At 72.8% G+C, this 13,787-nt stretch carries 11 protein-coding genes; 7 read left to right on the plus strand and 4 right to left on the minus strand.

What is annotated here, in order from left to right:
* The first annotated feature begins 106 nt into the window (after nt 1-106).
* Nucleotides 107-1,630, plus strand: coding sequence for an MFS transporter (locus ABT015_RS06895; protein WP_502897270.1), 1,524 nt, complete (start codon nt 107-109; stop codon nt 1,628-1,630).
* 65 nt (nt 1,631-1,695) lie between these two features.
* On the opposite strand, the gene ABT015_RS06900 is transcribed toward ABT015_RS06895, so the two are convergent.
* Entirely contained in the window at nt 1,696-2,214 is a 519-nt protein-coding gene (locus tag ABT015_RS06900; protein WP_350877528.1) for a GNAT family N-acetyltransferase, read from the minus strand.
* 45 nt (nt 2,215-2,259) lie between these two features.
* On the opposite strand from ABT015_RS06900, the gene thpR reads away from it, so the two are divergent.
* A complete protein-coding gene (gene thpR / locus ABT015_RS06905; RefSeq protein WP_350877530.1) occupies nt 2,260-2,847 on the plus strand; it encodes an RNA 2',3'-cyclic phosphodiesterase in 588 nt (195 codons plus the stop codon).
* A gap of 314 nt (nt 2,848-3,161) precedes the next feature.
* Here the strand turns inward: thpR and serC are convergent, their stop codons facing one another.
* On the minus strand, nt 3,162-4,280 hold the full coding sequence (serC, locus tag ABT015_RS06910) for a phosphoserine transaminase (protein WP_063348193.1): 1,119 nt from the start codon (nt 4,278-4,280) through the stop codon (nt 3,162-3,164).
* A 153-nt stretch (nt 4,281-4,433) separates the two neighbouring features.
* Complete coding sequence (locus ABT015_RS06915; RefSeq protein WP_350877533.1) at nt 4,434-5,534, minus strand: citrate synthase 2; 1,101 nt, start codon at nt 5,532-5,534, stop codon at nt 4,434-4,436.
* A 416-nt stretch (nt 5,535-5,950) separates the two neighbouring features.
* On the opposite strand from ABT015_RS06915, the gene pdxH reads away from it, so the two are divergent.
* The 5 genes from pdxH (at nt 5,951) to ABT015_RS06940 (ending at nt 12,527) form a co-directional block, all read left to right on the plus strand.
* Nucleotides 5,951-6,583, plus strand: coding sequence for a pyridoxamine 5'-phosphate oxidase (pdxH, locus tag ABT015_RS06920; protein WP_350877761.1), 633 nt, complete (start codon nt 5,951-5,953; stop codon nt 6,581-6,583).
* 483 nt (nt 6,584-7,066) lie between these two features.
* Entirely contained in the window at nt 7,067-7,249 is a 183-nt protein-coding gene (fxsA, locus tag ABT015_RS06925; protein ID WP_350877535.1) for an FxSxx-COOH cyclophane-containing RiPP peptide, read from the plus strand.
* Nucleotides 7,250-7,290: 41 nt separating this feature from the next.
* Entirely contained in the window at nt 7,291-9,756 is a 2,466-nt protein-coding gene (locus tag ABT015_RS06930) for an FxsB family cyclophane-forming radical SAM/SPASM peptide maturase (RefSeq protein ID WP_350877537.1), read from the plus strand.
* Nucleotides 9,757-9,771: 15 nt separating this feature from the next.
* On the plus strand, nt 9,772-10,581 hold the full coding sequence (locus ABT015_RS06935; protein WP_350877539.1) for an AAC(3) family N-acetyltransferase: 810 nt from the start codon (nt 9,772-9,774) through the stop codon (nt 10,579-10,581).
* A gap of 710 nt (nt 10,582-11,291) precedes the next feature.
* A complete protein-coding gene (locus ABT015_RS06940; RefSeq protein ID WP_350877541.1) occupies nt 11,292-12,527 on the plus strand; it encodes a cytochrome P450 in 1,236 nt (411 codons plus the stop codon).
* Between the two features lie 136 nt (nt 12,528-12,663).
* Here the strand turns inward: ABT015_RS06940 and ABT015_RS06945 are convergent, their stop codons facing one another.
* Nucleotides 12,664-13,782, minus strand: a complete 1,119-nt coding sequence (locus ABT015_RS06945) for a hypothetical protein (protein WP_350877543.1) — start codon at nt 13,780-13,782, stop codon at nt 12,664-12,666.
* Between the last annotated feature and the right edge of the window lie 5 nt (nt 13,783-13,787).

The raw sequence follows: 13,787 nt of genomic DNA on the forward strand, positions 1-13,787 counted from the left end.
CGCCGGCCGGGAGAAGAAGGAGCACCGCATCACCGCAGGACCGACCACCGAAACCAGGAGCGCGACGGCCGCAGTTCGGGCCGCCGCGCCGCGAGGGGAGACCACCGTGACACCGCCGGCCGCAGCCAGCGCCGCCGCCATCCGCACCGACGACCAGACCACCGACCCCGCCGCGGCAGGCGCCGCGGCCGCCGACCTCCAGGCGCCCGCCCCCACGGGGCTGCCCGGCAGCGGCGACGACGACCCCGACGAACGCACCGCGGCGGACGACCCCGCCGCTCCCGGACGCACCCGCGCGTCCACGTCTCCCACAGGTGCCCGCTTCACGAGGCCCGGGGGGATGTTCTCCTCCCTTCGCGTTCGCAACTACCGCTACTACTTCGCCGGCCAGGTGGTGTCCAACACCGGCACCTGGATGCAGCGGATCGCCCAGGACTGGCTGGTCCTCAGCCTCACCGGCAGCCCCCTCGCGGTCGGTATCACCACCGCCATGCAGTTCCTGCCGATGCTGCTGCTCGGCCTGTTCGGCGGCGTGCTCGCCGACCGGATGCCCAAGCGCCGGCTGCTGATCTACACCCAGGGCGCGATGGGCCTGCTGGCCGCCGGCCTGGCCGTCCTGACCATCGGCGGCGTCGTGACGCCGTACTACGTGTACGCCTTCGCGCTGCTGCTCGGCCTGGTCACCGTGGTCGACAACCCGACCCGGCAGGCCTTCGTGTCCGAGATGGTCGGGCCCAAGGACCTCGCCAACGCGGTCAGCCTGAACGCCGCCAACTTCCAGACCGCCCGGCTGGTCGGCCCCGCCGTCGCGGGCCTGCTGATCGCGGTGGTCGGCAGTGGCTGGGCGTTCGCCGTCAACGCGCTGTCCTTCGCCGCCGTGATCGGCGGGCTGCTCGCCATGCGGGAGAGCGAACTGCGCCCGACCGAGCCGATCGCCCGCGAGAAGGGCCAGCTGCGGGAGGGCCTGCGCTACGTCAAGGAGCGGCCCGAACTGCTCTGGCCGATGGTCCTGGCCGGGTTCATCGGCACCTTCGGCTTCAACTTCCCGACGCTGCTCTCCGGGTTCGCCTACGACACCTTCAAGGTCGGCGCCGGGCAGTACGGCCTGCTGAACACCGCGATGGCGGTCGGCTCGCTGGCCGGCGCGCTGCTCGCGGCCCGCCGGGGCGTGCCCAGGCTGCGCCGGCTGGTGGCGGCGGCGCTGGCCTTCGGCTCGCTGGAGGTGGTGGCCGCGTTCGCGCCCGACTACTGGACCTTCGCGGTGCTGCTGACGCTGATCGGGGTGTTCGGACTCAGCTTCAACACCTCCGTCAACTCCACGCTGCAGCTGGCCACCGACCCCGCGATGCGCGGTCGCGTGATGGGCCTGCTGGTGCTGGTCTTCACCGGCGGCACGCCGATCGGCGCCCCGATCGTCGGCTGGGTGACCGCCTCGTACGGGCCCCGGCTCGGCCTGCTGGCCTGCGGGCTGGTGTCCGCGCTGGCGGCCGGCGTGGTGGGCCTGGTGCTGGCCCGCAGTGCGGACCTGAGGGTGCGGTTCGACCTGCACCCCGGCCGTGGCGGCCGGGTGGTGGCCTTCGTGCCGCGGACCGTCACCGCCAACAAGTCGGAGCTGGCGCCCGCCTGCTGACGAGGCGTCACGCCCCGGGGCGGTAGTCCGCCCCGGGGCTTCGGTGCAGGGCCTCGGAGATTGGGTCAGAGCCGGATCGCGAGGACCTGACCGGGCCAGACGCCGTCCGGCTGCTCGACCTCGAAGGACTCGGTCTCGGTGAACCCGAGCGCCCGGTACTGGCCGACCAGCCTGCGGTCGGCGCCCGCGTAGCAGTCCACCCGCAGCAGGCCGAGGCCGCGCCGGCGGGTCTCCTCGACCGCGTCGGCGATCAGCGCGGCGCCGATCCCCGAGCCCTTGCGGCTGCGGTCGGTGACCAGGATGCGGACGAACAGCTCGGGCTCGTCCACCGGGGGGATGTACTTCCCCCGCTGCTCGGACAGCACGCAGCAGCCGATGGCGCGGCCCTCGTCGTCCTCGGCGAGGCGGACCAGGAACGGTTCGGCGGCGTACCCGGCGACCTGCTCGACCCGGGCCGGGATGGTGCTGAAGGGTTGGTCCCCCCACTGGCCGGTGCGGCCCTGGCCGGCCAGCCAGCCCACGGCGCCGTCGAGCAGGGCGAGGATGTCGGGAACGTCGTCCGGTCCCCCGGTGCGGATCTTCATACGAAAGGTTCTAGCCCAAACGGCCTCGCGCGGGAAGATGTCTCCATGAGGCTCTTCGTGGCGGTCCTGCCGCCGGTCAACGCGCTGCAGGGGCTGTCGGACGCGGTGGCGCCGGTGCGCGGGCTGCCCGGGGCGGACCGGCTGCGCTGGACCACCGTCGAGGGCTGGCACCTGACCCTGGCCTTCCTCGGCGAGGTGGCGGCCGAGGAACTGCCGGAGCTGGAGGCGGGCCTGGCCGCCGTCGCCGAGGTGCATCCGGTGCACCGGCTGCGGCTGTCCGGCGCCGGGCGGTTCGGCGACCGGGTGCTCTGGGTCGGGGTGGAGGGGCAGACCTGGGCGCTGCGCAGGCTCGCCGAGGCCGTGTCCGAGGCCGCCGCCGGGGTGACCGGGGAGGTCGACGCCTTCGCCTTCCACCCGCACCTCACCCTCGCCCGGGCCGGCTCCTCGCGCGGCCACCGGCGGGCCGTCCAGCGGCTCGCGGCGGCCGAGCTGGACACCCTGGCGGCCGCGCTGGCCGACTACCGGGGGCCCGAGTGGGAGGCCGCCGAGCTGCACCTGATGCAGAGCGACCTGGACGGCGGCTTCGCCCACTACTCCTCGCTGCGCGCCTGGCCGCTCGCCGACTGGAGCTGAGCCGGGGCGCGCCCGGATCCGGGGTGGCCGTTGGGTCCGGGGCGGCCGTCGGGCCCGGGGCGGCCGTCGGGCCCGGGGCTCCGATCCGTCGGCGGGTGGTCCGGAGGTACGCTCGTTGACCGTGGATCCCAAGACTCGTATGCGTATCGTGACCGGCACCCTGGTGTTGCTGCTGGTCGTCGTGCTGATCAGCTCGATGGCCGGGAGGTAGGCCCGGCCGGCGGCGCACCCGCCCGGCCCGGCGGGTCGACCCCGCCGCAACGGCTGAGGGCCACCGCCCGGAGGCGGTGGCCCTCAGTCGTGCACGGGATCGCTCAGAGCTGCTCGACCACGTAGTCGATGCAGTGGGTGAGCGCCTCGACGTCCGCCGGGTCGATCGCCGGGAACATCGCGACGCGCAGCTGGTTGCGGCCCAGCTTGCGGTACGGCTCGGTGTCCACGATGCCGTTGGCACGCAGTGCCTTGGCGACGGCCGCGGCGTCCACCGACTCGTCGAAGTCGATGGTGCCGACCACCTGGGAGCGCTCGGCCGGGTTCGCCACGAACGGGCTGGCGTAGGAGGACTTCTCGGCCCAGGCGTACAGCCGGGACGAGGAATCAGCCGTACGGGCGACGGCCCAGTCGAGCCCGCCGTTGCCGTTCAGCCATTCCAGCTGGTCGGCCAGCAGGAACAGGGTGGAGATCGCCGGGGTGTTGTACGTCTGGTCCTTCGACGAGTTGTCGATGGCCGTCGGCAGGTCGAAGAACGGCGGGATGTACCGGCCGGAGCCGGCGATCTCGGCCGCGCGCTCCAGGGCGGCCGGGGAGAACGCGGCCAGCCACAGGCCGCCCTCGGAGGCGAAGGACTTCTGCGGGGCGAAGTAGTAGACGTCGGTCTCGGTGATGTCCACCGGCAGGCCGCCGGCGCCCGAGGTGGCGTCCACCAGGACCAGCGAGCCCTCGTCCGCGCCCACCGGGCGCTTGATCGGCATCGCGACGCCGGTCGAGGTCTCGTTGTGGGTGAGCCCGTAGACGTCGACGCCGGCCTCGGCGACCGGCAGCGGGTGGGTGCCCGGGGCGGTCTTGATCACGCTGGGCTCGGCGAGCCACGGCGCGGCCTTGACCGAGGAGGCGAACTTGGAGGAGAACTCGCCGAAGTCCAGGTGCTGGGACTTCTCCCGCACCAGGCCGAACGCGGCGATGTCCCAGAAGGCGGTGGAGCCGCCGTTGCCGAGGACGACCTGGTAGCCCTCGGGGAGCGAGAAGAGGCTGCTCACGCCCTCGCGTACGCGCTTGACCAGGTTCTTGACCGGGGCCTGGCGGTGCGAGGTGCCGAGCAGGGAGGTCTGGGTGGCGGCGAGGGCACTCAGGGCCTCGGGGCGCACCTTGGACGGTCCGCAGCCGAAACGGCCGTCTGCGGGCTTGATGTCAGCGGGGATCTGGATCTGAGCCACGCGCGCAGCCTACCGGCCGGGGAGCCGCCCGGGGTACGGTCGTCCGCACGCTGAGACTGTGATCTTCACGGCTCCCAACTGCGGAAACAGCGGGCCCGACGGAGGTCGGACCCGCTGCTCAGGGGTGGTGCGGACGCGGGGCGCCCGGTGGGCTCAGTGGCCGATGGCGTCCCAGCCCTCGATCTCCTCGGGGCGGCGCGGGCCGGGGCCGATGTAGCGCGCGGCGGGGCGCACGAGCCGGCCGGTGCGCTTCTGCTCCAGGATGTGCGCCGACCAGCCCGCGGTGCGCGCACAGGTGAACATCGAGGTGAACATGTGCGCCGGCACCTCGGCGAAGTCCAGCATGATCGCGGCCCAGAACTCGACGTTGGTGGCCAGCACGCGGTCGGGGCGGCGGTTGTGCAGCTCCTCCAGCGCGGCCTTCTCCAGCGCCTCGGCGACCTCGAAGCGCGGGGCGCCGAGCTCCTTGGCGGTGCGGCGCAGCACGCGGGCGCGCGGGTCCTCGGCGCGGTAGACGCGGTGGCCGAAGCCCATCAGGCGCTCGCCGCGGTCCAGCGCGTTCTTGACCCAGGTGGTGGCGTCGCCGGTGCGCTCGATCTCCTCGATCATGCCGAGCACGCGGGACGGCGCACCGCCGTGCAGCGGGCCGGACATCGCGCCGACCGCGCCGGAGAGCGCGGCCGCCACGTCGGCGCCGGTGGAGGCGATGACGCGGGCGGTGAAGGTGGAGGCGTTCATGCCGTGCTCGGCGGCGGAGGTCCAGTAGGCGTCGATGGCCTTGACGTGCTTCGGGTCCGGCTCGCCGCGCCAGCGGATCATGAACCGCTCGACGACCGTCTCGGCCTTGTCGATCTCGCTCTGCGGGACCATCGGCAGGCCCTGGCCGCGGGCCGACTGGGCCACGTAGGACAGTGCCATCACGGCGGCGCGGGCGAGGTCGTCGCGGGCCTGCTCGGCGGAGATGTCGAGCAGCGGCTTGAGGCCCCAGACCGGGGCGAGCATGGCGAGCGCGGACTGCACGTCGACCCGGATGTCACCGGAGTGCACCGGGATCGGGAACGGCTCGGCGGCCGGCAGGCCGGGGTTGAACTTGCCGTCCACCAGCAGGCCCCAGACGTGGCCGAAGGAGACGTGGCCCACCAGGTCGTCGATGTCGACACCGCGGTACCGCAGCGCGCCGCCTTCACGGTCGGGTTCGGCGATCTCGCTCTCGAACGCGACGACTCCCTCAAGCCCGGGTACGAAGTCGGACATACGACGGCTCCTTCAGTTCTGCGATCGGCGCTGCGCCGTGGTGGGGCGGCGCGCCAGTGACCGAATGGTGGTTGGCACTCGGTGCCAGAGTGACAGGCACCGGGTGCATTGCGCCATACACCACCATGGTGATGTTGCGCTTGGGCCTGCTTGACTTTTCCGCCGAGGGTCGGTCGTGCCCGGGAATCTCCGGAACCAAACGCCTGGTTCGGGACAATTCACCGTACGGGGGGCGGTCGAGCGGTGGCGGGACACCTTATCTCCCACCGGGGTTTGTCCGGAGGTAGCGGTGCCGGTTGCTTGTCGTACGGGATGATGTTGACGTGCAGACCCCGGAACGCGCCCAGTCGACGCCCCTGAGCCCCGCCACCCGGATCCTGGCCGACGATGCCCGGCCCGGACCGGACCTCACCGTGATGCGCAAGCACTACACCCACGAGGGCCTGGTCGAGGAACAGCTCGCGCCCGAGCCGATCGCCCAGTTCACCCGCTGGTTCCACGAGGCGGACGACGCCGGGGTGGTCGAGCCCAACGCGATGGTGCTCTCCACCGCCGACGCCCAGGGGCGGCCCAGCTCGCGCACCGTCCTGCTCAAGGGCTACGACGCGCGCGGCTTCGTCTTCTTCACCAACTACGGCTCCCGCAAGGGCTCCGAGCTCGCCGCCAACCCCCACGCCGCGCTGCTGTTCCCGTGGGTCGCGCTGGCCCGCCAGGTGATCGTCCAGGGGCGGGTGGAGAAGGTCGGCCGGGACGAGACCGCCGCCTACTTCCGTACCCGGCCGCACGGTTCGCAGCTCGGCGCCTGGGCCAGCGAGCAGTCCAGCCCGGTCGGCGGGCGCGACGTCCTCGAACAGCGCTACGCCGAACTGGAGCGCCGCTACCCGGAGGGCGAGGGCGTGCCCGTGCCGCCGTTCTGGGGCGGGTACCGGGTGATCCCGGAGAGCGTGGAGTTCTGGCAGGGGCGAGAGAACCGGCTGCACGACCGGCTGCGCTACCTCGCCGATCCGGCCGGAGCGGGCGGGTGGCGGGTGGAGCGGCTCTGCCCGTAGCGGGCGGGTCTGCGAGGCGTTCGAATACCGGCGCGTCCGTCGGTGGGCTCGTCGGGTCCGCCGTCGGGCTCGTCGGGCTGGCCGTCGTGCGGCGGCGGGGGAGCGCGGGGCGCTGTCGAATCGCGCCAACCGGCCCTCGCCGACCGGTGGTTCGGATGGGGCGCGAGCGCTGGGGGAGCGGGCTCCGGCCGCGCCGGTGGAGCGGGCCGGTCCGGGGCGGCGGCCGTACGTCGGCAAAGGGGCGCCGCCGGGGTGGGGCCGGCGGCGCGTCGCCGTGCTCCTGTGCGCCGGTCAGGTGTCTTCACGCGACCGCCGAGTGGGTGAACTTTTGGCGGGACTTCGCTGCGTGAAGGGGGTAGTGGGCTGTTAGGGGCACGCAAGAGAACGGCACAGCCCACGTGCTGGCAGTACCCTGGTCGACTAGGCCGACGTATATACCCGGCCCTGCTTCTCTCTAACCCCCATCGTGGAAGAGAATCGAACATGACACCCGCACTGGACACCATGCCCCGCACTGAACTGACGGAGCCTCAGGGCGAAACCCGACCTTCACTGGCCGACCTCGCCCAGCTCGGCGCCGAGGAACTCTCCACCAGGATCCGACGAGCCCTGCCCGACACCGGCGCGGGTGCGGTGCCGGTCGCGGCCTTCAACTCCTCCATCTGATCAGCCGACTGACCATCGGCTCCGGCTGAATCCGATCGACCATGACGCCAACTCCGCTGCCTTTCACCCAGTTCGTCGTGAAAGTGCACAGCCGGTGTGATCTCGCCTGCGATCACTGCTACGTGTACGAGCACGCCGACACCAGTTGGCGTCGACGCCCCAAGGTCATCGGTGACGAAGTCCTGAACAAGATCGCCGAGCGGATCGGCGACCACGCGGCCGCGCACCGGCTGCCCGCCGTCCGGGTCGTCCTGCACGGGGGAGAACCCCTGCTCGCCGGCCCGGACCGGTTGCGCCACGCGGCCAAGGCGCTCCGGGCGGCCCTCCCGCCCGGCTGCGCACTCGACCTGCGCATCCACACCAACGGCGTCCAACTCGACGACGCCTACTGCGAACTCTTCGCCGAAGTCGGCATGAGGGTCGGCGTCTCGCTCGACGGCGACCGCGCCGCCAACGACCGCCACCGCCGCTTCGCCGACGGCCGCAGCAGCCACCCGCACGTCCTGCGGGCGGTCGACCGGCTGCGCCGGCCCGCGTACCGGCACCTCTACGCCGGGCTGCTCTGCACCGTCGACATCGAGAACGACCCGGATGCCGTCTACCGCGCCCTGGCCGAACTCGACCCCCCCGCCGTCGACTTCCTGCTGCCGCACGCCACTTGGGAGGACCGGCCGAAACCGGCCGTCGACGGTGCGCAAACGCCTTACGCGGACTGGCTGTTGGCCGTGTACCGGAGATGGGACGCCGACGGCCGCCCGTTCGCCGTCCGCACCTTCGAATCCGTCCACCGGACGTTGCACGGGCTCTCCAGCCTCACCGAATCGCTCGGCCTGGAACCCTCCGACCTCGTCGTCCTGGAGACGGACGGCAGCTTCGAACAGGCCGACAGCCTCAAGACCGCCTACGACGGCGCGCCGGAGACGGGGTACGACGTCTTCACGCACAGCCTCGACCAGGTCGCGCTGCACCCCGGCATGACCGCCCGCCAGTCGGGGCTGGCCGGGCTGAGCGCCGCCTGCCGGGCCTGCCCGGTCGTCCGCAGCTGCGGCGGCGGCCTGTACGCCCACCGGTACCGGGCCGACACGGGCTTCGACAATCCCTCCGTCTACTGCGGTGACCTCATGAAGCTCATCAACGAACTCGCCGGCGACGCCGCGGGTTCCGCCGCCGGTTCCGCCGCCGCTTCCGCTGCCGGGTCCGTTGCCGGGTCCGTTGCCGGTTCCGTTGCCGCGGCGGGGCCTTCCGTACCCGCCCAGGCCGGGGAGCCGGTGGTGCCGGCCACCCTCACCGAGCGGCAGCTCGACCAGCTCGCCCGCGGGTACGGGGACCAGGACACCGTACGGGCCCTGTCCCGTGCCCAACTCGCCCTCACCCGGGCCATGCTGGCCGCCGCCTGGGACGCCTCCGGGCAGCCCGGATCGGCGGCCTGGGCGCTGCTGTCCGAACTCGACGCGAGCGCACCCGCCGCCGTCGACACCGTCCTCGCCCACCCGTACGCCCGCGCCTGGGCCGCCCGCCGGCTCGCCGGGGACCTCACCGTCGGGCTCGGCCCGCTGGCCGCCCTGGCCGCCGCCGCCGCCGTCCGCGCCGGGCGGGGGGACGCGGTCGCGGTGCCGGTGCGCGGCGGGTGGCTGCACCTGCCGACCCTCGGGCGGACCGCCGCCCCGGACGGGGAGGCGGTCGTCACCGGCCTGGCCGACGGGTTCAGCGTGCGGGCGTCCGACGGATCGGTGTCCGCCGCCCTGGACGAGCCGCTGCGGCGGGTCCGGCTGGCCGGAGGGTGGACGGTCACCCTGGAGGACGTCGACCCGCTGCGCGACAGCCACGACCACGCCGTGGCCGGCCGGCTCTCCGACGGCGAACTGCTCGACTGGACGGGCGCGTTGCGCGAAGCCTGGGAACTGCTCGGGCACGACCTGCCCGCGTACGCGGAAGGCCTCCGGGCCGGCCTCACCACCATCACCCCGCTACGGCCGGGCCCCACCGGGCGGGACGTCAGCTCGGCCGCCCGGCAGGCCCACGGCGCGGTCGGCATCGCCCGGCCCGCGACCGCGCCGACGCTCGCACTGCTGCTCGCGCACGAGTTCCAGCACGTCAAACTCGGCGCCGTACTCGACCTGTTCGACCTCCACGACCCGGCCGACGACCGGCTGTACCTCGCGCCCTGGCGGCCCGACCCGCGCCCGCTCGAAGGCCTGCTCCAGGGCACCTACGCGCACCTCGCCGTCACCGAGTACTGGGGCACCCGCGCGCTCGCCTACGACGGGCTGCCGGGCGAGGCCGCAGACCGGGCGCGCACGCAGTTCGCGCTCTGGCGCCGGTACACCGCCGAAGCCGTCGACCGGCTGGCCGGATCCGGCGCCCTCACGGCGCTCGGCTTGCGCTTCGCCGACGGCATGCGTGAGAGCGTCGTTCCGTGGCTCGCCGTGCCGTTGCCCGCCGCCGCCGAACGGGCCGCCGAACGGGCCCGCCACGAGCGCGGCCACGCCCGCCACGCCGAGGTCTGACCCAGAGGAGCGGCCATGCGCACCGTCACTGCCCTCACCGATACCGCCCTCACCGATACCGCCCTCACCGCGGGGAGTCTGGCCGCCGGGTTCGCCCAACTCGGCGTCCGCCCGGGCATGGTGGTGCACGTCGAGGCCTCCCTGCGCGCCCTCGGCCCGGTGGACGGCGGCGCCGCCACCGTCGCCGACGCGCTGCTCCACGTCCTCGGCCCCGGCGGCACCCTGGTCGCCTACACCGCCACCCCCGAGAACTCCGCCACCTCGCGCATCCACCAGACCGCCACCGCCGGCCTCACCCCGGCCGAGACCGCCGCCTACCGGGCCCGGATGCCGCGGTTCGACCCGGCGACCACCCCGTGCTCGCCGACCATGGGCGCCCTCTCCGAGGAGATCCGCACCCGCCCCGGCGCCCTGCGCAGCCGCCACCCCCAGACCTCCTGGACGGCCCTCGGCCGGCACGCCCACGAGATCACCGCCCACCACCCCCTCACCTCCCATCTCGGCCCCGAGTCCCCGCTCGGACGCCTCTACGACCTCGACGCCAGGGTGCTGATGCTCGGCGTCCCGATGGCCCGCTTCACCGCCTTCCATCTCGCCGACCAGCGCATGCCCGACGTCCCCCTGCGCGAATACCGCTGCGTCGGCCCCGACGGCTGGCTCGCCTTCCGGGCCCCCGAGCTCGACGACCTCCACTTCGCCGATCTCGGCAGCCAGGTCCTCGCCGCCGCCACCGGCATCACCACCACCCGCCTCGGCACCACCGACTGCCGACTCGTCCCCGTCCGCGAAGCCGTCGACCTCGCCGAACACCTCCTCCGCCGCTGACCCTCCCGCGCTCCCACCCTCCTCCAGCTCGGTTGCTCCCGTCGCCACTTCGGCCCCGCCGAAGCGGCGACGGTCCTGTCCAGGTCTCTTGTGCGTAGGAAGTCGGCCTCACCGACTTCCTACGCACAAGGACGCGCCTACCTGCGGAGGGGGCCAGGCCTGCGCTCTCCGCACAGGCCCGGCCCGGTCATGACGTCGGCCCGCGCCCCAGGACGCCTGGGACGCGGGCCGACGGATGCGGTGTTGCGCAAGAAGTCGGTGGGGCCGACTTCAGGTATTCGGAAAACGGCACGGAGTGAGCCAGGGCGATTCTTTTCCACTCGCGGTGGCGGCGCATGTCGCCGCCGACCCCAGCGGCATCTTTCGCATGCAACTGTCCGACGGTGCCGGATCGTGGGCCTCGGTTCGCTACGCCAGGTGGAACGGCGAGGACGCTGTTCAGCAATGCGGGCCCCGCTGGCTGTGGGACGAGATCGTGGGCGGCCGCCGGTGGTGGGTGGAGGAGGGGAGGCCGGACCTGGGCCGGTTCGGCGTGACCATCGGTGTAGACGGTGCACAGTCCGTCTGGCTGGATGATCCTGGTAACACTGTCGCGGCCCGTTGACGACCGCCCCGGGCCGTTCTAGAACGGAGCACAGACCCCGGACACGGTGGGCCGTGCCGCGCACGGACCGCCGGGGCGCCCCCGAGAGATCCTGAGGAGCAATGCCATGGCTCCAGACGACAACGGCTGCCCGGTGCTGGACATGACCGCCCGGGCCCTGCACCAGCAGAACGCGGAGCTCCGCGCCGCCGGGCCCGCCGTGCGGGTCGAACTCCCCGGCGGCATCATCGCCTGGTCCGTGACCCGCAGCTCGGTGATCCGCGCCCTGACCGGCGATCCGCGGATCTCCCGCGACCCGCGCAAGCACTGGCCCGGCCTGGCCTCGGTGCCCGAGGGGTGGCCGATGGGGCCGATCGCGTTCCAGCAGAACTTCTTCAACCGCTACGGCGACGAACACCGCTCGGCACGACGACGGATGGCGCCCTCGTTCTCGCTCCGCCGGGTGTCCGCGCTGCGGCCGGGGATCGAGGCTACGACCGCCGCCCTGGTCGGCGCGTTCCGTGACCTCGCCCCCGGCGAGGCCGTGGACATCCGCCGGGCCCTCTCGCTCCCGCTCACCATGACGGTGATCTGCGACCTCTTCGGCGTACCCGCCGACATGCGGCCGCAGATCGGCCGGTCGATGGACACCCTGCTGACGACGACGGCGACGACCGAGCAGATGACGCTCTCGCGGGCGGAGATCAACGTGGTGCTGGCCGAACTGCTGGAGCTCAAACGGCGCGAGCCCGGGCCCGACCTCGCCAGCGACGTGGCCGCCGTCAGCACCGGCGGCGACACGGGCCGCGAAGAGGAGGAGTCCCGCGACGAGCTCTTCCTGATGCTCGGCGCCGGGTACGAGACCGCCGTCAACCTCATCACCAGCGCCGTCCAGGCGCTCCTCACCCACCCCCGCTACCTGGCCCAGGTCCGCGAGGGCACCCTCGCGTGGGAGGACGTCATCGAGGAGACCCTGCGCCACGAGAGCCCGGTGATGCACATCCCGCTCCGCTACCCGCTGGAGGACATCGACCTCGGCGAGGGCGTGGTCATCCGGCAGGGCGAGCCGATCCTGCTCGGATTCGGCGCGGCCGGCCGGGACCCGGAGGTCCACCCGGACCGGCCGGACGACTTCGACCCGACCCGCCCCGACAAGGAGCACCTGTCCTTCGGCTACGGCCCGCACTTCTGCCTCGGCGCACCCCTGGCGCGGCTGGAGGCCGAAGTGGCCCTGGACGGCCTCTTCGGCGCCTACCCCGGCAGCATCCTGGACCCGGCCAGTCCGGTGCCGGCCCGCCTGGAGTCCGTCATCATCAGCGGCCCGGCCGAGCTCTGGATCGTCCCGACGCCCGCCGCAGCGTGACGGCGGCGCCTGGGGGAAAGGGCGGCTCCCGCGAACTCGCGGGAGCCGCCCTTCCCCCGAAGGCGGCGACGTTCCTGTCGAGCGGCCCTGCATAGGAAGTCGGTGGGCCCGACTTCCTATGCAGGGCCGGATGCTTCTACGCGGTGGCCTCACAGGCTGTCATCGCGGCGGCCAGCGCGCGTTTCCGGGTGATCCATTCGGTGTTGCCGGCTTCGACTGAGCACCGTAGGACCTCGATCATCTCTTCGTCGGCTGCAGCCGGTCTGGCCAGGTGCGCCCGCATGTAGTGCCTGAAGATTGCCGGCAACTGCTCGGGCCGGGTTGCGGCCTTGGCCTGTAGGGAGAAGAGGGGGAGGAACCAGGCTTCGAAGCTCTCCTTGATCGCCGGGGTGGCTCGGTATGCGTCGTGGAGCGGTCGAAGATCTGCCATGTGGTTGTAGGGCAGGTGTCCGTGGAGGGCATAGCGGAGGCGGATGCCGTCGTGTCCGCGGAAGTGCAGGCCGTGGGCGGCGATGTGGTTGGCGGCGTTCTGGGTGGTGGCCATGACGGCCACCTCCGCCCGGTGCCTTCGGGCTGCGGCGAGGACGGTGGCATGGATGCCGACGCGAGGGTCGAGCACGAGGCGGTCGAGACCGAATGGCGACAGGTCGATGCCGTGGTCGCGAGTACGGGAGAGGATCAGGCGCCCTGGAACCTTGCCGACGGTGCCCTGAAGGTGTCTGGGCTGCTGCCGGCGACTGGCGTGGATGTCGGAGCGGTCGAGGACGGGGCGGTCCTTCGGGAGTTCGGCGACAAGGTGAAGGCTTGTGCGGTCCCGGGTGTCGGTGCTCCCGCAGGCGTTGCAGGGGCGGCCACCGGTACCGGTCATGTGGCCGCAGGCCCGGCAGGTGGGAACGGTCTCACGGCTGATGGTCAGGGTGCCGGCGCGGAGGTTGTTTTCGATCATCTCCAGGGCGAGGCCTGCGACCTCAGTGTCGGTGTCGGTCATGATGCCGCCGGCCGGATACTGTCCCGGCGCGTACTTGCTCGCGATGAGGTCGGCCTCAAAGCGCTGACGGGGGATCTTCGGCCCCTCAGCCTCGCGGTGGCGGAGGTCTCCGGCGAGGGTGACGGTGTTCCACAGGTGGGGTGCGGGCGGTAAGCCGAGGATGGCGTCGAGGGCGGCTGCGAGGCGGATGCCGACGGCCTTGCCGGGGCGGGTGTCGAAGGTGAAGGGGCCGTTCTGGACAGGGCCGTTGAGAAACAGGTGTCGCACGGGCT

Origin of the sequence: Kitasatospora sp. NPDC094016 (assembly GCF_040304045.1) — a bacterium.
In the GTDB taxonomy this organism is placed as follows: Bacteria; Actinomycetota; Actinomycetes; order Streptomycetales; family Streptomycetaceae; genus Kitasatospora.